The organism is Lishizhenia tianjinensis (assembly GCF_900116425.1).
In the GTDB taxonomy this organism is placed as follows: domain Bacteria; phylum Bacteroidota; class Bacteroidia; order Flavobacteriales_D; family Crocinitomicaceae; genus Lishizhenia; species Lishizhenia tianjinensis.
Map to the genome: position 1 here is coordinate 842,963 of NZ_FPAS01000001.1, position 19,702 is coordinate 862,664.

The following is a 19,702-nucleotide window of genomic DNA, read 5'->3' on the forward strand; positions in this document are numbered from 1 at the left end:
CTAGGATATTTTACTTGTGGACAAAACAAAATTTCTATGGACTTTACCAGCAGTCAACTTTCCATCAATTTAGCCGAACGTGTTAAAGAACTAGAATGTCTTTACAATATTTCGCGCATAGTACGTACAAAGAAACACTCGTTGGACGTTGCTCTTGACCTTATTTTACAGGAAATTCCCAAAGGATGGCAATTTCCTGAACACATGGCGGCCTATTTAAAATACGGTCCCAATACTATAGGTACAGCACCAACAGATGGCAATTACCAATCGGTATACTTGCAAATCACCAACGATTTAAACGGGGAACTGTATGTCTATTTTAAAAGTTCTCCCAACAACATGCACAACGTTTACTTTTTAAGGGAAGAACAAGCTTTGTTGAATCAAATCGGCAATGAAGTAGCAAGTTTAATAGAGTTGAATGTGAACCTTCAAAAGGAAAAACTCATTCAAGAAAAAATGCGTAGTTCTGATCGTTTAAAACTACTTTCAGAACTCACAGCCGGCGTTGCTCATGAGCTCAATACACCCTTGGGAAATATTTTGGGGTACTCCGAATTATTGTTGCAATCAGAGGTTAATGCACAACAAGAACACGATTTAAATAAGGTGATTAAATCTGTAAAACACGCCAGAGAAATCGTTAAGAAACTAATGTTTTTTTCCTGCGAGATGCCTTCTCAATTTAAACCTACGGCCCTTAATCCTCTGATTACGGAATGTGTGGATTTATTACGTATACAACTCAAGGAAAAGGATATTCGCGTTAAATTCAATTTACAAGAAAATATACCCGACTTACGTTTGGATCCTGTTCAATTTACGCAGGTGATATTTAACCTTTTACTCAATGCCATTAATGCGCTAGATAAGAAAGGAGAAATTACCATTTCCACGCAACAATCGCAGCAAGAAATTCGACTCAAAATAGAGGATAACGGCAAGGGAATTCCCGAAAATGAACTCCCCTTTTTGTTCAGGCCCTTTTATACAAAAAACACCAATACTGGAATGGGCTTAGGTTTGGCAGTAACCCATGGAATTGTGCAGGCACACGGCGGTAGTATACAAGTAGAATCTACCTTAGGAAAAGGAAGTTCATTCATCATTTTATTAAAAGCTTAGGCATGAAAAACTCACCCTCCATACTCATTGTAGACGATTCGAGAGACATGCTCGAACTACTGCGCAGACAACTCGAAAGTTTTCATTTAATTCCTATTGTTTCGGATAATGTTATAGATGCAATAGAAATTCTAGAAACCACACAAATTGATGTATTGATTACCGATATCAATATGCCTGAAGTGAGTGGAGAACAGCTCATTCGTTACGCCAGTGAACATTTCACCAAACTCCCCATACTCGTCATTTCTGGATATCCCAATTTAGAAACAGCCGTTAATGTGATGAAACTCGGTGCGTTGGAATATTTGGTAAAACCCTTTTCATCGGATGAATTAAAAGAAGCTGTATTTTCTTTGTTACCTGAAGAAACGCTAAAGGAAGAGAAAACACAAATTACAGCTCAGAACTCGTTTCAAGGCATAATTGGCTCTTCTCCTAAAATGCAGGAACTCTTTAAAACCATAGAACGCACCAAATCCAACAAAGCTACCATACTCATCTCAGGTGAAAGCGGAACGGGAAAGGAATTAATTGCCCGTGCCATTCATTACAACAGTGATTTTTCTGCTTCCCCTTTCGTTCCGGTAAATTGTGGCGCCATACCAGATAATTTAATAGAAAGTGAATTATTTGGTCATGTTAAAGGGAGTTTCACAGGAGCCATTGCCGATAGAGTTGGATTTTTTCAAGCGGCTCATACCGGTACCTTATTTTTAGATGAAATCAGTAATACTTCGCAAGAATTACAAGCAAAATTATTACGTGTTATTCAAGAAAAAGAAGTCACAAGGATTGGGGATACCAAGGCCAAGAAGATAGACTTAAGAATTATTACTGCCAGTAACGTAAACCTTCAAAACCTCATCGATAAAGGGCAGTTTAGAGAAGATTTGTATTACAGGCTTAACGTCATTTCCTTAAATATCCCTCCACTAAGAGAACGAAATGGTGACATTAAACCTTTGGTAAATTTCTTCAATAAAAAATACAGTAAGGAGTTCAATAAGAAGCCTTTAAAAATAGCTCCAAGGGTTTACACCACTTTTGAGAATTACAGCTGGCCAGGAAACGTGCGAGAATTGGAAAACCTCATCCAACGCTTGGTTGTCATGCATGATGATGCTATAGGTTTAGACGAAATTCCGCAACACATCAAAACTCAAATCGATACGCTACCGGAGAAGGACAGCTTTGAAACGTTGAAAGAACACGAAATTAAATACATTAAACGCGTTTTGTTGCATTGTGATAATAACAAAACTAAGGCAGCACAAATATTAGATATTGATAGAAAAACGCTGCGCGAAAAACTAAAGTAATAGGTGAGTAATTCTGTACCAAACCGGGGAAATACTCCCCGGTTTTTTTATTCATTTTTTTGACCTTTAAAAATCAACAAAATCACTAAACCTTTATTACCAATGCCTTACATCGAAACTACCCCTTCCCCACTTGTTTTGGCACCCAACTTGACTATAGGTGGAAAAACATAAAATGGAAACTATTCTTTGCAGCAATTGCGCACACAGTTTGGCTTGTATCCATGAGGCTGAACAGAACAGAATTCAACGGTTGAATTGTGAATTACATGAGTCGCTTGATAGCGGGGTGAATCGAACAAGTACTCTACAAATTACAACTCCAACTCCTAGAATTTCTGATCTCTGTTCACTTTGTGATTTTCAGGCCAACTGTTCGCTTAGAGGTGGAAATGAATTCATTTTTTACTGTGAAGAATACCAATAATGATAAATCCTATAAACATGGAAGTGATGAAAAGCGCAGTCCCAAAGAAGGGAATGTATGAAAATGTTTTGCGTCAATTTAATGAAGCTGCTGACATTGTAAAATTAGATGCTGGTATCCGTAAAATCTTGATGAATACCAACAATGAGATACTCGTGAATTTCCCTGTGAAATTAGACGATGGAACTGTGGAAGTTTTTAAGGGATACAGGGTACAGCACAACAACGCCTTAGGTCCATACAAAGGAGGTTTGAGATACCACCCTACTGTAGACATAGACGCTGCCAGAGCTTTGGCCATTTGGATGACTTGGAAATCTGCCCTTGTAGGTTTGCCTTACGGAGGCGGTAAAGGAGGAATTCAAATCGATCCCAACCAATATTCAAATTCTGAATTGGAAAGAATTACTCGAAGATTTACCTATGCCTTAGGAGATAATATAGGACCAGACATAGATATACCTGCACCCGACGTGAACACCAATGCTAAAATCATGGCATGGATAGCAGATACCTACTGTTCGATTAAGTCGCCTACGGTACGTCAAATTAACATGCACGTGGTAACGGGAAAACCAGTTGGGTCTGGAGGTTTGGTTGGACGTGACAGAGCTACAGGATTCGGTGTTGTAAAAAACATCAAACTATGGGCAGCCTTAAATAAGGTTGATTTAAAAGGGAAAACTTTCATCGTTCAAGGATTTGGAAATGTAGGTTACTGGGCTTCTCACTTCTTAGCCTTAGAAGGTGCGAAACTAATTGCCGTACAAGATGCAAGTGCAACTTTATACAACAAAGAAGGTTTAGATCCTGAAGCTTTGAACGCCCATGCAACGCAAAACAAAGGTCAAGTTCAAGGCTTTGAAAATGCAAGTGTATTGGAGGCTCAAGACTTCTTTGGAATAGAGTGTGACATCATCATTCCCGCAGCCTTAGGTAATCAAATTACGATAGAGAACTGTCATGAAATAAAAGCCCAAGTAATCGCTGAAGGAGCTAACGGTCCTACAACCATAGATGCCGAAAGAGAATTACTAAGTCGAGGAATTACCATCATACCAGACATCCTTTGTAATTCAGGAGGTGTGATAGGAAGTTACTACGAGTGGCTACAAAACAAGCGTAGTGAAAACTGGAAGTTAGATACGGTTTTAGAAATGATAGCCGATAAATTAGAAACTGCCTTCCAGCACATGCTAGAAAAATCAGAAGAATACAAAGTGAATTGGAGAGTGGGAGCCTACGCGGTTGCCCTTACCAAACTAGAACAAACGTACAAAGAAAGAGGGGTATTCCCATAGGTATGAAATCCATAGCTTTATTAAAAGAAAAGGATGACCGTAACATAGTAGCATTATCGCCAGCGAACGTGAAAGCGCTGGCGGTAAACTACACGGTTATGATAGAAAGCGGAGCTGGCCTAAAAGCTGGTTTCACCGATGATGAGTATGCCCATCATGGCGGACATATAATTGAAAACAAAGAAAAGCTTTTAGCAAATGCAGATATACTTATTTCCTATGCTGCAGAGATACCTGTAAACAGTTTTACAGAAGCTAATATGGTTATTGGTTGTTACCATGTATTGGATGGTTTAGATGACTTTAGCTTTTACAAAAAGAAACTAGAATTCTACAGTTTGGATCTTTTACCAAGAACTACGCTAGCGCAATCTATGGATGTATTGTCTAGCCTAGCCTCTCTCGCAGGATACCAAGCAGTAATAGAAGGATTAAACAAAGTCAAAAAAGTAGCACCTATGATAGCCGGTGCCGGGGGAACGCTTCAACCCATGCATGTACTGGTGTTAGGCGTAGGTGTTGCTGGCTTACAAGCTATAGCCACAGCCAAGAGAATGGGTGCTGTAGTTTCTGCCTTTGATGTGAGAAAACAAACCCAACTAGAAGTGGAAAGTTTAGGGGCGAAATTCATAGAAATTGAAGGAGCCAAAGAAGACCAAGAAAGTGGTGGTTACGCCATAGAACAAGGCGAAGACTTTAATCAAATGGTACAAGATACCATAGCTAAGAATTGTGAGCACATAGATGTCATTATTACTACAGCAAGAATTCCGGGTAGAAAGGCACCTATCCTCATTAATGAAGCAGCCCTTAAAGCACTCAAAAAAGACAGCATAATTATCGATTTAGCAGCAAGTACGGGAGGTAACGTAATACAGCAAGATATCTCTAAACATTATGCGCTGGTATCGAATTCCGAGTTATTCGATCAACTTGCGTATTCGTCCTCCCTACTCTTGGGCAATAACATTTGCAATTTCCTCAAACACTGGGAAAAGCAAGCAGACAAAGATGAAAAAGACGACATTCTCAAAGGTGCCTTAGTGGCCAAAGGGGGTCAAATTGTTCACCCAAGACTAATACAAAACTAAAATGGAATTCTCATTCAATTTATCTCCCATAGATGGCTTATACACTGTCTTGCTTTGTATACTCATAGGTATAGAAGTGATACGCAATGTACCCGCAATTTTACATACGCCGCTGATGTCCGGTTCCAATGCCATTAGTGGTATCATCATTATTGGAGGTATACTTCAACTCATGCAATACGATCCGGCATTTGACGCGCGCACAATAATTTCAAGCATAGGTGTCCTTATTGGAACAATCAACGTTTCTGGGGGCTTTTTTGTTACCCACCGCATGCTCAAAATGTTCAAACCAAAAAAAATTAAATAGATGGCACTATTCGGAAATTTCGGCTACCTCTTCTCTACTGCATTCTTTGCCTTAGGAATGGTCTACATGGGAAATCCCAAAAGGGCCTCAAAGGGTAACGCCCTTCTTATTTTAGGGATGATAACTGCTGTAGTCAGCACACTCGGTTTTAATGCCTCAGAAGGTTTGGATTTTAATTGGAACAGACTCCTACTCATCCTTGCTCTGTTAATAGTCGGTATAGTAGCAGGAAGAAAAATATCCTTCTCCTTTAAGATAACCCGTATGCCAGAGTTGGTTTCTCTGTTTAATGGTTTTGGTGGACTCTGTGCTGCACTTATCGGATGGGTAAGCTTGTTTCAAACCAATGTTGAACTTAGTCAAAGCTCTCAAGTAATTCTTCTACTCTCCCTCTTTATGGGATTCTCTACTTTTTCAGGAAGTATGATTGCCTTCTTTAAACTTGGAGGGAAATTGAAAAAAGCCTGGAGAGGAAATAATGCCTATATGTGGTTAACACTCTTACTTAGTGGTGTTACCTTCCTAAGTAGTTTACAACCCAACACTTTTATAGATGTGAAAACATCTGTATTGCTCCTCGGGTTATTTAGTCTGAGTTATGGAGTTTTCTTTGCGAATGGCGTGGGAGGTGGTGACATGCCCGTGCTCATCTCTGTGTTAAACGGATTGACAGGAGTATTGACCACAATTTCTGGTATCTACTTTGAAAACACCATCATGATATTATTAGGAGTTTTCGTTGGAGCTACAGGGGTTATCCTAACCATACAGATGTGTAAGGCAATGAACAAATCCTTTGTAAAAATATTTTTCAATACAGCCAAGAAAGCCATACACATACAAGGCGAGGCCGAAGAGTTGGATATTAAAGAAACCTCAAGTGCAAGCATAGTAGCCGATTTAACGCTTGCTAAAAAAGTAGCGATTGTACCAGGTTATGGTTTGGCTATAGCACAGGCTCAAAAGGCGTGTTATGAATTGAAAAATCTACTCAATGCCTACGATACAGATGTGAAATTTGTCATTCACCCCGTGGCAGGAAGAATGCCGGGGCACATGAATGTATTGCTTGCCGAAGCAAACATCCCTTATGCAGATATACTAGATCTAGATAAAGGAAACGAATACTTAGCTGAAAGTGATCTCTGTTTTGTAATCGGAGCGAATGACGTGGTGAATACCTCTGCAGAAACAAATGAGAATAGTCCCATATACGGCATGCCCATCATACAAACGTATTTAGCTCAAAAAGTGGTGATTATTAAACGAAGTTTGAGCAATGGATATGCAGACATTCAAAACCCTGTATTCGGTTTAGAAAACAGTTCGATGTATTTCACAGATGCCAAAGTTGGACTCGAAAGTATAGTAACAGAATTAAAAGAAAGATAATGGTTAAAACAGAAGTTAAAGTCAAAGAAGTAGAAAGAGACAAGATTTTAAAACTCTTTGAAAACAAAACATTAAACAGTTTCCATTTGACTTTAAAAGAGAAATTAGAGAACAGTAAAATTTGTAAAGATGATGAGTTACCGGCCAAAACCATCAGTTTAGGAAAATTGGTCTCCTTTAAAACCTCCTTTGGTTTAAAAACGAAGATCAAACTGGTATTGCCGCAAGATACAGATCCAAATCTAAATAAGTTTTCCATACTCTCCACCCTAGGCTGTACGATCTTTGGGTATAGCGAGGGCGATAAAGTAATATGGAAATCAGAAGGGATATACGAAGAGATTGAAATCACTGAAGTGAAGTAGCAGAGCTGGAAGGTTTTTTTGGTAAATAACGAATGCATACACTTGACATTAGTAATTACCTTCCAGTGGTTTACAACGGTTGGACTTCCCTGCCAACCGTTGTTTTTTTTATATTTTAGGAAAAGGTCAAATAACAACTTAATTATTCAAATTATTTCAAACAAACATCATTATGAGGTTAGACCCTATCGACAAAATTTTAATCATACCAGTAACCAAATTCATCAGTAACTCAACTACCAGTGGAATTTTGCTTTTTGCCTCCGCGGTAATTGCACTTATTCTAGCCAACTCCCCCATTCAAGAAGAATATCATCACTTTTGGGAACAAACCTTTACCATAGGCTTTGATCAATTCATCGTTTCTAAATCTTTGCACCACTGGATCAATGACGGGTTAATGTCCATCTTCTTTTTTGTTGTAGGATTAGAACTTAAACGAGAAATAATGGGCGGTGAACTCTCTCGACCTAAAGATGCCATTTTACCCGTATTTGCAGGCTTGGGAGGTATGCTTGTTCCCGCTGCAATTTATTTAATGTTTAACTCCTCGGGGAACACGGCAGATGGATGGGGAATTCCTATGGCTACAGATATAGCGTTCGCCTTGGGAATACTCTACCTTTTAGGAGATAAAGTTCCGGTTTCACTGAAAGTATTTTTAACAGCCTTGGCCATTGCTGATGACTTGGGCGCTGTGCTTGTCATCGCTTTTTTCTACACTTCAGATATTTCTACGATGAGTCTATTGGCCGGAGGTATCTTCCTATTGATTTTATTCATAGCCAATTTAATGGGCGTTCGAAATACAGTATTTTACGGTATAGTAGGTATAGGTGGATTATGGTTAGCCTTTTTAATGTCTGGAATTCACGCTACCATTGCGGGAGTTTTGGCCGCCATAACCATACCTGCCAAGGTTAAAATCCAAGATAAAAAGTACGTACAAAAAATGAATGCCCTCACCAACGAATTCGAAAATTCCACGCCGAACAATGTTTCCCTTATTACCTCAGATCAATTACACATTCTAGAAAAAATCAGGTTCTATTCTAAGGCAGCAATGACGCCTTTACAACGTCTAGAACATGCCATGCACCCTTTGGTAGCTTTCGTGATTATGCCCGTATTTGCTTTAGCCAACGCAGGTATTACCTTTTCAGATAACTTTCTAAGTGACTTAACGAGTACGGTAAGTTTAGGCGTCATTTTCGGTTTGGTATTCGGTAAGTTCCTAGGAATAGTTGTGATTTCAAAAATCTTGGTTAAGCTAGGTATTGCCGCTCTTCCCAAAGGTGTAAGTTGGCGACATTTATATGGTGCAGCTACCCTGGCGGGTGTTGGATTTACCATGTCTTTGTTTATAAGTGATTTAGCTTTTACCAATAAGGAGTATATTCTCCAGGCTAAAATTGGAGTATTTCTAGCTTCTTTAATTTGTGGAATTATAGGTTATTTCATTTTGATAAAGACGAAAAAAACATAAAATAGCATAGTCCTTCTCACACTAAAAGTCTTCCCCCTATGGAAGACTTTTTTGTTTTACTCAAAGGTTTAAAAGATGATTATCCTAGTGATTTAATAGGGTTTTATCATTCAGACCAACTACTTCATAAAAAATTAACAAAAAAAATACACCACTCTACAAAGCCTATAAATCCTACTATTTTAATAGGATATATTGATTTCAAAGGCTTTGAATTTAAAATATATTTAAAAACTATTTGGAATCATCAAAAAAACTCTTCTATATTTGCCCCAGTGAAAACAAATAACAAGAACAATATGTGTTGCTTGATGTGTATAGAAATGTACGCAAAGGGGAAAATTATATAGTGCTTTAAAGCCAATAAAAATTTGAACGCCTTTGCTCTTAGCAAGGGCGTTTTTTTTGAACTGAGAATTAAAAAAATGAATACTACATACCAAATGTGTTGTTGTCTTATGGCAATGTGCTGCGCGCACATAATGGAATTGTATTACCCTAATTGAACGATAATTAAACACGGTTTAAAAGTCCCTTTGGTAATACATCAAAGGGACTTTTTTTATTCAATACTCAGCATAAAATGAACTTAAATACAAAAACAATGGAACAAACCCTTCCGAAAGAAGACATCAAAAGAAGCTTGGCAAAAACCATCAGCTGGCGCTTAGTAGGAACACTAGACACAGTACTCATCTCCTACCTACTCACAGGAACCTTAGCCATTGCTTTTAGCATAGGCGCTATAGAACTGGTTACTAAAATGCTTTTGTACTTCTTTCATGAAAGAGCTTGGAACAACATAAAATGGGGAAAATAAAAATGAATCTTACAGCAATTAACAAAGAGCTTAGGGATAAGTCACCTAAGGAAATCGTACAATGGGCACTGTACGCAGCAAAACGCCCTGTGGTAACAACCAACTTTAGACCTTATGAAGCAGCGATTCTACACGCCACCTCGCAGATAAAACAAGATTTAAAAATCATTTGGTGCGATACCGGGTACAACACTTCTTATACCTACAAACACGCAGAGGAACTCATTCATCAACTTGGGTTAAACATCCATCTCTATGTTCCCAAGCAAACCACTGCCCACAGAGATGTAGTACTTGGAATTCCAGGGTTGGATGATCCTAATCATGCCAAGTTTAGTGAACAAGTAAAGCTAGAACCCTTTAAACGTGCCATGGAAGAACATAAACCTGACGTGTGGTTTACCAATTTGCGCAAAGGACAAACAGCTTTGAGAGACACCTTAGACATCGTGAGTTTATCCGAAGATGGTGTATTAAAGGTGAGTCCCTTCTACCATTGGTCAGATGAAGAATTAGACAGTTATCTCAAAGCACATAAACTTCCAAACGAAGAACGCTATTACGACCCAACCAAATTATTGAGTAACAGAGAATGTGGAATCCATAAATAAACAACATGAAAACAACATTAAGTATTAACCCTTTGGAAAATGAAGCCATCTACATCTTGCGAGAGGTAGCTGCACAATTTGAGCGACCTGTACTACTTTTTTCTGGAGGAAAAGATTCTATCACCTTGGTGAGATTGGCACAAAAAGCCTTTTATCCAGCCAAGATACCTTTTCCTTTATTGCATGTGGATACGGGACATAATTTCCCAGAAACTATTGCTTTCCGTGATGCATTGGTAGAGGAATTAGGATTAGAACTCATCGTGCGTAATGTACAAGACGCCATAGATGAAGGAAAAGTAGTGGAAGAAAGTGGAAAGTATGCTTCACGTAATATACTACAAACCACTACCCTTTTAGATGCTATTGAAGAATTCAAATTCGACGCTTGTATAGGAGGTGCTAGAAGAGACGAAGAAAAAGCGAGAGCGAAGGAACGAATTTTCTCTGTTCGTGATGATTTTGGTCAATGGGATGAAAAGAACCAACGTCCGGAGTTATTTGATATGCTCAATGGACAAATAGAATTAGGACAAAACGTAAGAGTCTTCCCTATTTCTAACTGGACTGAATTAGATGTATGGTCATATATTCAAAAGGAAAAAATTGAAATTCCATCCATCTACTTTGCCCACAAGAGAAAGGTCTTTTTACGAGACGGTTTGATTTGGTCATTCGACGATGACAAAGTATACAGAGACGAAGAAGAAATTGTAGAAGAACGCACAGTAAGATTCAGAACTGTGGGAGACATGAGCTGTACAGCGGCAGTATTGTCTGAGGCAGCTGATATAGACACTGTAGTTGAAGAAATCAGAGTTTCAACCATTTCTGAGCGAGGCGCCCGAATAGATGATAAACGCTCTGAGGCGGCCATGGAGAAAAGAAAACAACAAGGATATTTCTAAACAAAGAATTCAAAATAAAATGGAAGTTTTAAAAATAGCTACAGCCGGTAGCGTAGATGATGGTAAAAGTACCCTCATCGGAAGAATATTATACGATACACAATCGCTTACACTCGATAAGCTAGAAGCCATAGAAAGAACCAGTAAACAAAAGGGTTACGACTATTTGGATTTCTCATTAGCAACGGATGGTTTGGTAGCCGAACGCGAGCAAGGAATTACTATAGATGTGGCACACATTTACTTTTCTACACCGAGTAAAAGCTACATTATTGCAGATACTCCTGGTCACGTAGAATACACCAGAAACATGGTTACTGGTGCTTCAACTTCTCAGGCATCCATCATACTTATAGATGCTAGAAAAGGGGTAACGGAACAAACTTACAGACACTTTTTCATCAATAATTTACTGCGTGTAAAGGATGTGGTGGTAGCCATTAACAAGATGGACTTGGTAGATTATTCTGAAGAGGTTTTCAACGAAATCAAACGTAATTTTGAAGCATTGAATGCCAAAAGCAATTACACAGAACAAAACATAAGCTTTATACCCGTCAGTGCTTTACACGGAGACAATGTGGTAAATGGTTCTACACAAATGCTTTGGTATACAGGAGGTAGTGTTTTGGATCATTTTGAATCACTTACGCAAGAAAAAATCTACAACACCGGTACTCCACGCTTCCCTGTGCAAATGGTCATTCGACCAAAAACAGAAGAATTCCATGATTTCAGGGCTTTTGCAGGAAAAGTATATGGTGGGGATTTACATCGCGGTGATGAGGTAATTGCCCTGCCTTCTCAACAAAAGTCAAGAATTAAAGATATCTATTTCTACAACGAGAAATATGATACCGCTGCAAGAAGGTCATCTGTGTCTATAACGCTGGAAGATGAAATCAATGTGAGTCGTGGTGACATGTTGGTAAAAGCCAATGAAATCCCAACTATATCTAAAGAAGTTGAGGCTATCGTGTGTTGGATGGACAACAAGAGTTTAGCTCTTCGCAATAAGTATACTCTGCAACACGGTGTAAACAAAGTATTGGCTGTGGTTACCGAAGTTCAGCACAAAATAAATACGGACTTCAGCGGAATAGATGAAAATGTGGAGCAAGTCAACATGAATGACATCACAAAAATTAAACTGAAATTGAATAAAGCCATATACAGTGATCCCTTTGAGGAACACCGCACCAACGGTTCTTTTATCCTCATAGATAATACAACAAATCATACGGTTGGTGTTGGCTTTATACAGGCCTAAGAAAATAGAGATGCAAAGTTTTAGAACAGAAATAGAAAACCCACTAGTTGAGCAAGATATAATTGAGTTAGCCACTAAAATTGAACAATTCAAACACGGTAAAATTGACGAGGAAAAATTTAGAAGTCTGCGCTTAGCCCGAGGAATTTACGGTCAACGTCAACCGGGTGTACAAATGATACGCATAAAGCTTCCTTATGGTCAACTTACAAGCGCTCAACTTCGAAGAATTGCCGATGTATCTGATGAATACTCGAGAGGACGATTGCACATTACAACACGTCAAGACATCCAAATTCATCACGTAGCTTTAGATAGAACCCCAGAATTATGGGCAGAGTTGGAAAAAGATGATATTACCCTTAGAGAAGCATGTGGAAACACAGTAAGAAATATTACAGCTTCAGAATTGACAGGTTTAGATCCTAAGGAAGCTTTTGATGTGGCACCTTACGCCGAAGCTATTTTCAAATACTTCTTGCGCAATCCAATTGGGCAGGAAATGGGACGAAAGTTTAAGGTCTCCTTCTCTTCTTCGGATGAAGATACTGGTTTGTCTTACATGCACGACTTAGGTTTCATCGCTAAAAAGAATGGTGAAACAAGAGGTTTTAAAGTGATGATAGGCGGTGGTTTGGGATCACAACCCAGACATGCAGATGTTTTGTACGATTTTCTTCCTACAGACCAAATCATTCCGTTAATGGAAGGAGTTGTTAGGATATTTGACAGACACGGAGAACGAAAAAGTAGAGCAAAGGCACGGTTAAAGTTTTTAATCAAAGATTTGGGATTAGAGGCCTTTATTCAATTAGTAGAAGAAGAACAAAAGGCACTTCCTTTTCACAACTTTCCTATCGTTGTTGAAGGTTTACCTGATTTGAAGGTGACTAAGGTTGATTTTCCAAAAGTTGAAATCGGAAACATTGATCACTTTCAAGCATGGAAGGAAAGTAATGTAATTCAACAAAAACAAGATGGTTTTTACACCATAGGTTTAAAGGTTCACTTGGGAGATTTTTATACGGATCAAGCCAGAAAATTGGCCGATTTAGCCGAAGATTATGCTGCAGGACAATTGCGCTTGAGTTTGCGTCAAAACTTATTAATTCCTTTTGTAGCCGAGGAAGGATTGGCTTTTTTCTACTCAAAATTAAAAGAGATGAGATTGGCTGATGTTGGTTACAATAAAGTGGTAGACATCACTGCTTGTCCGGGAACCGACACGTGTAACTTGGGAATTGCTAGTAGCACAGGTATCGCTACAGAACTAGAACGCGTCTTATATGCTGAATTCGATGAATTGATAAAAACTACGGATTTGGTCATTAAAATTAGCGGATGTATGAATGCATGCGGTCAACACAGCATGGCCAACATAGGTTTCCAAGGCATGTCTATAAAAACAAAAGACAAGTTACACGCTCCTGCCCTACAAGTATTACTCGGTGGTGGAAACTTAGGAGATCGCAAAGCAACTTTTGCAGATAAGGTGATAAAAATCCCTAGTAAAAGAGGTCCAGAAGCCTTGCGTAGAATTTTGTTGGATTATAAGGCAAATGGCCAGGGAAAAAAGTTTGCTGAATACTATGCCTTAAAGGAACAGAAATACTTCTACGATTTATTAAAGGATTTAGCACAAACAGACAATTTAATTGCAGAAGATTTCTTGGATTGGGGAAGCAATGAAAAATACGTTCAAGCCATAGGTATAGGAGAATGTGCCGGTGTTGTTATTGATTTAATTGCAACGCTTTTTCTAGAAAGTGAAGAAAAGATTAGTGCAGGAGAAAAAGCTTTAAAAGAAGCCAAATATGCAGATGCAATTTATCATGCTTACAGTGCCTTGTTGAATTCAGCTAAAGCAATTTTATTGGCTGAGGGTAAAAAAACCAATGCACAAAGTTCTATTGTTACTGGCTTTGATGATTTTATCAATGAAACGGACGCAATTTCGCTAAAGCAAGACTTTGCAACCCTTGTGTATCAAATTAAAGAAAACGCTCCTGAAAAGGAATTTGCAGAACACTATTTACAAAACGCTGTCGACTTCTTAGAACTAGTTCGCTCTTATCATGAAAAGAAGAAAACAAAATGAAAATAATGAATAATGAAGACTCCGAAATTGACTGTTGTTGGTGCAGGTCCGGGTGACCCTCGTTTACTCACCCTAAAAGCCATAGATGCACTCAAAAATGCCGATGTTGTTTTATACGACGCATTGGTAAATGAATCTTTATTGACCTATGCTGAGCACGCCGCTGAAATCGTTTTCGTTGGAAAACGCAAAGGATATGCACGCTACTCTCAGGATGAAATCAACGAAATGATTGTCCAAAAGGCCTATACGCATGGACACGTTGTTCGTTTGAAAGGTGGGGATCCCTTTGTCTTTGGGAGAGGTACAGAAGAACTAGTGTACGCCAGTTTATACAATTTGGAAACCGAAAGTGTACCCGGTATTTCTTCTGCCTTGGCCGTTGCAAGCGGACAAAACATCCCCCTTACACTACGGGGAAATGCCGAGAGTTTTTGGGTGATTACAGGAACGACGAAAAACAAAAAACTATCTGACGACGTTGCACTTGCTGCCAGATCTACTGCTACTATAGTAATTCTCATGGGCATGTCGCACCTACCAGAAATTGTTCAAATTTTTGAAAAGGTCGGTAAATCAGAGCTTCCTGTTGCCATCATCCAAAACGGCACAACCCCTCATGAAAAAATTGGAGTGGGAAGGGTGAAAAATATAATCGAAGTTGTTCGCAACAATAAGCTAACCAACCCCGCAATCATCGTTTTGGGTGAAGTAGTAAATCAACGCGAACGCATATTACAAATTCAGGCAGAACATGCCTTTAACAGCTTGATAGCATGAGAAAAGAAACCAACGAACTCTTCCCTATTTTCCTGAAAGCTGAAGAGTTAAACATACTGATCGTAGGAGGAGGAAATGTTGCCTTGGAAAAACTGAGTTTTTTACTCAAGTCGAGTCCAAAAGCTAAGGTTAAATTATTAGCTAAGAATTACCTAGCAGAAGTGGAAGAATTGGGCTTGCGACATAACATTCCCCTTCATATTGGCGCTTATCATTCTAATGTACTTCAAAACATTCAAATCGTAATTGCAGCTACCAATAACCAAATGGTGAATCAAGGTATTTATGATGATTGTAAGTCCAAGCAAATCTTAGTAAACGTGGCAGATACCCCCTACCTGTGTGATTACTATTTAGGAGGAATTGTTTCCAAAGGGAATTTAAAACTAGGGATCTCCACTAATGGAAAATCTCCAACCCTTGCCAAACGTTTGCGCGAATTCTTCGAGGATTTTCTTCCAGAAGAGATGGACGAATTGATTTTGAATTTAAACACATATAGAAAAGAGTTGAAAGGTGATTTCAGCCAAAAAGTGAAACAATTAAACGAAGTAACTGCCGACTTACTTCACAAAAAATAATAAGATGATAGAAACAGATATTTTAATTATAGGTGCAGGTCCAACAGGTTTATTTGCGGTTTTTGAAGCTGGATTATTGCGAATGAAATGTCATCTGATTGATGCTTTGCCCCAACCAGGCGGACAATGTTCTGAGTTATATCCAAAGAAACCGATTTATGACATTCCAGGTTCTCCCGAAATACTTGCCGGAGATTTAACCAAGAATTTATTAAAGCAAAGTGAACAGTTCCAACCCGGCTTTACTTTAGGAGAACGCGCAGATACGATTGAAAAATTAGAGGATGGAAGTTTTATAGTAAGGACCAACAAAGGAACTGAACACAAGGCTAAAGTTATTGCTATCGCTGGTGGATTGGGTTCTTTTGAGCCGCGTAAACCACCTTTAGAAGGCATAGAAAAATACGAAGATAAGGGGGTGAACTATTTCATTAAAAATCCTGAGATCTACAGAGATAAAAAAGTAGTAATCGCCGGAGGTGGAGATTCTGCCTTAGACTGGAGTATTTACTTAACGGATATTGCCAAGGAGGTAAAACTTATACATCGTCGCAATGAATTTAGAGGAGCGTTGGATTCTGTAGAAAAACTTCGAGAATTAAAAAATGAAGGTAAAATTGAAATCATCACTCCGGCAGAGGTTGATGCCTTACATGGGGCTGAAAAACTTGAAGGAATAACCATTTCTAGCAAGGGTGAAGAAAGAGAAATAGTAACCGATCATTTCATTCCATTGTTTGGGTTATCGCCAAAATTAGGGCCTATCGCCAACTGGGGCTTAGAGATAGAAAACAACGCCATAAAGGTGAATACGTTTGACTATCAAACCAATGTTCCTGGAATTTACGCCATTGGAGATGTCAATACATATCCAGGAAAATTGAAGTTAATTCTTTGTGGTTTTCACGAAGCTACATTGATGTGTCAATCGGCCTTTCAACACATCAACCCAGGAAAAAGAAATGTACTTAAATACACCACAGTAAGTGGAATTGACGGTTTTGATGGTTCAAGAAAAGAAGCCGAAAAAGCCGTTGTAGAAGCGATATAAAATGGAAGATATCACAATTACAATTAAAGATCGTGATGGAAAAGCTCACGATCTACTCGCCCCTACTGATATGGCGATGAACATTATGGAGCTTTGTAAATCTTATGCGCTACCCGTTGAAGGAACGTGTGGAGGTATGGCCCTCTGCGCATCCTGTCAATGTTATGTGTTGTCAGATCACACATTGCCTCCGTCTACAGACGACGAGGAAGCTATGCTCTCAGAAGCATTTTATGTAAAAGAAAATAGTCGCTTAGGTTGTCAACTCCCCATTACCAAAGATATGGATGGATTAGTTCTGGAATTGGCACCAGAATATTAAAGAAAATGAAAACAGAAAAATTAATATCCTACGATACATCATTGATCAAACTGGTCAATCTATTTACAGACTCCTTGTATGAAAACATCTTTGTTTGGCCCCAAGGAGCAACACATTACTCAGCCAGTGAGGCTTTGTTTCACGCCATAAATGAACGCACGAAAACAAGTAATAGTCTTGCGCTTTGGGAGGACTTATCTTCGCAATTCACCTCCATTCGCAAAGATTTAGACCAAGATGCCCTAGAATTTGAAAAGACAGATCCTGCCGTTCATTCTTTGGAAGAGGTTTATTTAGCTTACCCGGGCTTCTACGCCATAGTGGTGTATCGTTTGGCACATAAACTTTATGAAATGGAGCTCTACACTTTTGCCCGAATGATGAGCGAATGTGCCCATAGAACCACAGGTATAGACATACATCCTGGAGCGCAAATTGGTGTTCCTTTTTATATAGATCACGGAACAGGAGTGGTGATTGGACAAACTACTATCATTAAAAATCGTGTAAAAATATACCAAGGAGTAACCCTGGGTGGACTACAGGTAAAAAAGCAACTTGCTAAAACCAAACGTCACCCGACGGTAGAAGATAATGTGACCATTTATGCGAATGCCACTATACTTGGAGGAGAGGTTGTTATTGGTGAAAATTCTATTATCGGAGCCAATGTATGGATCAGTGAATCTGTTCCTAAAAATTCCATAGTACAATACAAATCAGAGATAAAAATTCATAAAAATGAAAGAATATAGCAACATCCTGGACCAAATTGGAAATACTCCCTTGGTAGAATTGCAACATTTACAAAAGAACAAAAACGTAAAAGTGTTGGTGAAATTAGAGGGAAACAACCCTGGAGGAAGTGTTAAAGATAGAGCTGCTTATAACATGATTGCTGAAGCATTGAAACGGGGTGATATCAAACAAGGTGATATTTTGGTGGAAGCTACCAGTGGAAACACAGGTATTGCCCTAGCTTTTATTGCGCAACTCATGGGCTTAAACATGAAATTGGTGATGCCAGAAAATGCCACACAAGAACGCATTTCTACCATGCGTTTCTATGGTGCTGAACTTATACTTACCCCACAAGCTGAAGGTATTGAAGGTTCTCGAGATTTAGCCTTAAAGCTAAGGGATGAAAAAGGTTATCATATACTCAATCAATTTGGAAATGATGACAACTGGAAGGCACATTATAAAACAACTGGACCAGAAATTTGGAAAGACACAGACGGTGAAATCACCCATTTTGTTTCTGCCATGGGAACAACAGGTACCGTTATGGGTGTTTCTACTTACTTAAAAGAACAAAACCCAACTATTCAAATTATTGGTACAGAACCTACGGAAGGTTCGTCCATACCTGGAATCCGTAAATGGGAACCCTCTTATACTCCCCTTTTCTTTGACCCGGAACGCTTGGACGAAGTAATTCCGGTAAGTGAATTAGTAGCTAAAAACACTGTGAAATTACTTGCACAAAAAGAAGGTTTGTTTGTAGGTATAAGTAGCGGAGGCGCGGTAGCGACTGCACTTCAAGTAGCTTCAAAACTTGAGCAGGGTGTGGTTGTAGCCATCATTTGTGATCGTGGAGATAGGTATTTGTCTTCTGACTTTATGAAAATATAGGAGTTTAAATCAAAAAAAAAGCACGTAAGTTAATGCGTGCTTTTTTTCGTAGTCATTGTTGAATTAAAATCTCAAATCTGAGATAATAAACTTTTTATATGTGTGCTTGTATAATGAATTTGAGGGGTGGCAAATTTTAAGCGTTAATTATGCCACGAAGATAATATTTTTTTCATTGGGGTTGAGAACAACCTAAATATTTAGGATTAAACCCTAACTTTATAGAAAGCAAAATCCTATGCAAACGAAATTATTTTACTTACTTCTCCTTCCTTGTATTAGCCTCTTGGGGTGTAGTTCTCAAACCAATATTAAGGAGCCAAAAAACATACAATTTGAACAAAAGAAAGTAGACCTTATCCTGAACGATAGCCTTTTATTGAAAGGGAGTACACACCTTTCTGTTTATTCCAGTATCTATTCTCAAACCGAACATAGAACGCATAATCTAACAGCCACCGTAAGTATGCGTAATGTTAACTTAGAAGATAGTTTATACATCACTAAAGCGATTTATCACGACACTAAAGGTAATCCTGTACGTACTTATTTTAACTATCCTGTAGGAATGGGACCCTTGGAAACTCTAGAAATCATTATAAACGAAGCGGATCAAGAAGGAGGTACGGGTGGTAACTTTATTTTCGAATGGTATACTCCCGCAAATAAACCACATTTCGAAGCCGTTATGATTTCAACCTCTGGACAACAAGGTATATCTTTTAGAACAGAAGGGATTAACTTAAAATAATTCTACAACTGTTAAAATATTAGCCTAAACAGCACAAAAAAAGGGAGGTTCGT

The 19,702-nt window shown here is 38.7% G+C and carries 22 protein-coding genes; all 22 read left to right on the forward strand.

Annotated features, from left to right (window positions below; genetic code table 11):
• Positions 1 to 36: 36 nt before the first annotated feature.
• The 22 genes from BM327_RS04000 to BM327_RS04100 all read left to right on the forward strand — a co-directional run bounded on the left by BM327_RS04000 (position 37) and on the right by BM327_RS04100 (position 19,649).
• The gene (locus BM327_RS04000) at positions 37 to 1,128 is read left to right on the forward strand and encodes a sensor histidine kinase (RefSeq protein WP_090246589.1); all 1,092 of its coding nucleotides are present in this window, start codon (positions 37 to 39) and stop codon (positions 1,126 to 1,128) included.
• Positions 1,129 to 1,130: 2 nt separating this feature from the next.
• The gene (locus BM327_RS04005) at positions 1,131 to 2,450 is read left to right on the forward strand and encodes a sigma-54-dependent transcriptional regulator (RefSeq protein ID WP_090246592.1); all 1,320 of its coding nucleotides are present in this window, start codon (positions 1,131 to 1,133) and stop codon (positions 2,448 to 2,450) included.
• A 175-nt stretch (positions 2,451 to 2,625) separates the two neighbouring features.
• Positions 2,626 to 2,877: a hypothetical protein gene (locus BM327_RS15770; RefSeq protein ID WP_139230239.1), complete on the forward strand. Its 252-nt coding sequence runs from the start codon at positions 2,626 to 2,628 to the stop codon at positions 2,875 to 2,877.
• 26 nt (positions 2,878 to 2,903) lie between these two features.
• Complete coding sequence (locus BM327_RS04010) at positions 2,904 to 4,178, forward strand: Glu/Leu/Phe/Val family dehydrogenase (protein ID WP_244526189.1); 1,275 nt, start codon at positions 2,904 to 2,906, stop codon at positions 4,176 to 4,178.
• A 2-nt stretch (positions 4,179 to 4,180) separates the two neighbouring features.
• Positions 4,181 to 5,269 carry a Rossmann-fold NAD(P)-binding domain-containing protein gene (locus BM327_RS04015; RefSeq protein WP_090246595.1) on the forward strand — a complete coding sequence of 363 codons (1,089 nt, stop codon included), beginning with the start codon at positions 4,181 to 4,183 and terminating at the stop codon, positions 5,267 to 5,269.
• Between the two features lies 1 nt (position 5,270).
• Complete coding sequence (locus BM327_RS04020) at positions 5,271 to 5,579, forward strand: NAD(P) transhydrogenase subunit alpha part 2 (protein WP_090246597.1); 309 nt, start codon at positions 5,271 to 5,273, stop codon at positions 5,577 to 5,579.
• Positions 5,580 to 6,971, forward strand: coding sequence for an NAD(P)(+) transhydrogenase (Re/Si-specific) subunit beta (locus BM327_RS04025; RefSeq protein ID WP_090246599.1), 1,392 nt, complete (start codon positions 5,580 to 5,582; stop codon positions 6,969 to 6,971). It abuts the gene before it with no gap.
• Positions 6,971 to 7,336 (forward strand): GreA/GreB family elongation factor, encoded by a 366-nt coding sequence (locus BM327_RS04030; protein WP_090246601.1) that lies wholly within the window; start codon positions 6,971 to 6,973, stop codon positions 7,334 to 7,336. Before BM327_RS04025 ends, BM327_RS04030 begins: the two co-directional genes overlap by 1 nt.
• Before the next feature lie 172 nt (positions 7,337 to 7,508).
• Positions 7,509 to 8,822, forward strand: a complete 1,314-nt coding sequence (gene nhaA, locus BM327_RS04035; RefSeq protein ID WP_090246603.1) for a Na+/H+ antiporter NhaA — start codon at positions 7,509 to 7,511, stop codon at positions 8,820 to 8,822.
• A gap of 38 nt (positions 8,823 to 8,860) precedes the next feature.
• Positions 8,861 to 9,172: a hypothetical protein gene (locus BM327_RS04040; RefSeq protein ID WP_090246604.1), complete on the forward strand. Its 312-nt coding sequence runs from the start codon at positions 8,861 to 8,863 to the stop codon at positions 9,170 to 9,172.
• A gap of 254 nt (positions 9,173 to 9,426) precedes the next feature.
• Entirely contained in the window at positions 9,427 to 9,642 is a 216-nt protein-coding gene (locus BM327_RS04045) for a DUF2061 domain-containing protein (RefSeq protein WP_244526190.1), read from the forward strand.
• A gap of 2 nt (positions 9,643 to 9,644) precedes the next feature.
• Positions 9,645 to 10,253 carry a phosphoadenosine phosphosulfate reductase domain-containing protein gene (locus BM327_RS04050; protein ID WP_090247610.1) on the forward strand — a complete coding sequence of 203 codons (609 nt, stop codon included), beginning with the start codon at positions 9,645 to 9,647 and terminating at the stop codon, positions 10,251 to 10,253.
• A gap of 5 nt (positions 10,254 to 10,258) precedes the next feature.
• Positions 10,259 to 11,161: a sulfate adenylyltransferase subunit CysD gene (cysD, locus tag BM327_RS04055; protein ID WP_090246607.1), complete on the forward strand. Its 903-nt coding sequence runs from the start codon at positions 10,259 to 10,261 to the stop codon at positions 11,159 to 11,161.
• A 19-nt stretch (positions 11,162 to 11,180) separates the two neighbouring features.
• Positions 11,181 to 12,431 (forward strand): sulfate adenylyltransferase subunit 1, encoded by a 1,251-nt coding sequence (locus tag BM327_RS04060; RefSeq protein ID WP_090246609.1) that lies wholly within the window; start codon positions 11,181 to 11,183, stop codon positions 12,429 to 12,431.
• Between the two features lie 10 nt (positions 12,432 to 12,441).
• Entirely contained in the window at positions 12,442 to 14,529 is a 2,088-nt protein-coding gene (locus tag BM327_RS04065; RefSeq protein ID WP_090246612.1) for a HEPN domain-containing protein, read from the forward strand.
• 12 nt (positions 14,530 to 14,541) lie between these two features.
• Positions 14,542 to 15,309 carry a uroporphyrinogen-III C-methyltransferase gene (gene cobA, locus BM327_RS04070; RefSeq protein ID WP_090246614.1) on the forward strand — a complete coding sequence of 256 codons (768 nt, stop codon included), beginning with the start codon at positions 14,542 to 14,544 and terminating at the stop codon, positions 15,307 to 15,309.
• The gene (locus tag BM327_RS04075) at positions 15,306 to 15,890 is read left to right on the forward strand and encodes a precorrin-2 dehydrogenase/sirohydrochlorin ferrochelatase family protein (protein WP_090246617.1); all 585 of its coding nucleotides are present in this window, start codon (positions 15,306 to 15,308) and stop codon (positions 15,888 to 15,890) included. Before cobA ends, BM327_RS04075 begins: the two co-directional genes overlap by 4 nt.
• Positions 15,891 to 15,894: 4 nt before the next feature.
• Complete coding sequence (locus BM327_RS04080; RefSeq protein ID WP_090246619.1) at positions 15,895 to 16,941, forward strand: NAD(P)/FAD-dependent oxidoreductase; 1,047 nt, start codon at positions 15,895 to 15,897, stop codon at positions 16,939 to 16,941.
• Between the two features lies 1 nt (position 16,942).
• A complete protein-coding gene (locus tag BM327_RS04085; RefSeq protein ID WP_090246621.1) occupies positions 16,943 to 17,263 on the forward strand; it encodes a 2Fe-2S iron-sulfur cluster-binding protein in 321 nt (106 codons plus the stop codon).
• A gap of 5 nt (positions 17,264 to 17,268) precedes the next feature.
• On the forward strand, positions 17,269 to 18,018 hold the full coding sequence (gene epsC / locus BM327_RS04090) for a serine O-acetyltransferase EpsC (RefSeq protein ID WP_090246623.1): 750 nt from the start codon (positions 17,269 to 17,271) through the stop codon (positions 18,016 to 18,018).
• Positions 18,005 to 18,898 (forward strand): cysteine synthase CysM, encoded by an 894-nt coding sequence (gene cysM / locus BM327_RS04095; protein WP_090246624.1) that lies wholly within the window; start codon positions 18,005 to 18,007, stop codon positions 18,896 to 18,898. Before epsC ends, cysM begins: the two co-directional genes overlap by 14 nt.
• Before the next feature lie 238 nt (positions 18,899 to 19,136).
• Positions 19,137 to 19,649, forward strand: coding sequence for a DUF3124 domain-containing protein (locus tag BM327_RS04100; protein ID WP_090246626.1), 513 nt, complete (start codon positions 19,137 to 19,139; stop codon positions 19,647 to 19,649).
• Positions 19,650 to 19,702 lie beyond the last annotated feature (53 nt).

What these genes read in the sequence shown, in the direction of transcription:
- BM327_RS04000 (WP_090246589.1), top strand. Translation starts at nt 37, where the DNA reads ATGGACTTTACCAGCAGTCAACTTTCCATCAATTTAGCCGAACGTGTT.
- BM327_RS04005 (WP_090246592.1), top strand. Translation starts at nt 1,131, where the DNA reads ATGAAAAACTCACCCTCCATACTCATTGTAGACGATTCGAGAGACATG.
- BM327_RS15770 (WP_139230239.1), top strand. Translation starts at nt 2,626, where the DNA reads ATGGAAACTATTCTTTGCAGCAATTGCGCACACAGTTTGGCTTGTATC.
- BM327_RS04010 (WP_244526189.1), top strand. Translation starts at nt 2,904, where the DNA reads ATGAAAAGCGCAGTCCCAAAGAAGGGAATGTATGAAAATGTTTTGCGT.
- BM327_RS04015 (WP_090246595.1), top strand. Translation starts at nt 4,181, where the DNA reads ATGAAATCCATAGCTTTATTAAAAGAAAAGGATGACCGTAACATAGTA.
- BM327_RS04020 (WP_090246597.1), top strand. Translation starts at nt 5,271, where the DNA reads ATGGAATTCTCATTCAATTTATCTCCCATAGATGGCTTATACACTGTC.
- BM327_RS04025 (WP_090246599.1), top strand. Translation starts at nt 5,580, where the DNA reads ATGGCACTATTCGGAAATTTCGGCTACCTCTTCTCTACTGCATTCTTT.
- BM327_RS04030 (WP_090246601.1), top strand. Translation starts at nt 6,971, where the DNA reads ATGGTTAAAACAGAAGTTAAAGTCAAAGAAGTAGAAAGAGACAAGATT.
- nhaA (WP_090246603.1), top strand. Translation starts at nt 7,509, where the DNA reads ATGAGGTTAGACCCTATCGACAAAATTTTAATCATACCAGTAACCAAA.
- BM327_RS04040 (WP_090246604.1), top strand. Translation starts at nt 8,861, where the DNA reads ATGGAAGACTTTTTTGTTTTACTCAAAGGTTTAAAAGATGATTATCCT.
- BM327_RS04045 (WP_244526190.1), top strand. Translation starts at nt 9,427, where the DNA reads ATGGAACAAACCCTTCCGAAAGAAGACATCAAAAGAAGCTTGGCAAAA.
- BM327_RS04050 (WP_090247610.1), top strand. Translation starts at nt 9,645, where the DNA reads ATGAATCTTACAGCAATTAACAAAGAGCTTAGGGATAAGTCACCTAAG.
- cysD (WP_090246607.1), top strand. Translation starts at nt 10,259, where the DNA reads ATGAAAACAACATTAAGTATTAACCCTTTGGAAAATGAAGCCATCTAC.
- BM327_RS04060 (WP_090246609.1), top strand. Translation starts at nt 11,181, where the DNA reads ATGGAAGTTTTAAAAATAGCTACAGCCGGTAGCGTAGATGATGGTAAA.
- BM327_RS04065 (WP_090246612.1), top strand. Translation starts at nt 12,442, where the DNA reads ATGCAAAGTTTTAGAACAGAAATAGAAAACCCACTAGTTGAGCAAGAT.
- cobA (WP_090246614.1), top strand. Translation starts at nt 14,542, where the DNA reads ATGAAGACTCCGAAATTGACTGTTGTTGGTGCAGGTCCGGGTGACCCT.
- BM327_RS04075 (WP_090246617.1), top strand. Translation starts at nt 15,306, where the DNA reads ATGAGAAAAGAAACCAACGAACTCTTCCCTATTTTCCTGAAAGCTGAA.
- BM327_RS04080 (WP_090246619.1), top strand. Translation starts at nt 15,895, where the DNA reads ATGATAGAAACAGATATTTTAATTATAGGTGCAGGTCCAACAGGTTTA.
- BM327_RS04085 (WP_090246621.1), top strand. Translation starts at nt 16,943, where the DNA reads ATGGAAGATATCACAATTACAATTAAAGATCGTGATGGAAAAGCTCAC.
- epsC (WP_090246623.1), top strand. Translation starts at nt 17,269, where the DNA reads ATGAAAACAGAAAAATTAATATCCTACGATACATCATTGATCAAACTG.
- cysM (WP_090246624.1), top strand. Translation starts at nt 18,005, where the DNA reads ATGAAAGAATATAGCAACATCCTGGACCAAATTGGAAATACTCCCTTG.
- BM327_RS04100 (WP_090246626.1), top strand. Translation starts at nt 19,137, where the DNA reads ATGCAAACGAAATTATTTTACTTACTTCTCCTTCCTTGTATTAGCCTC.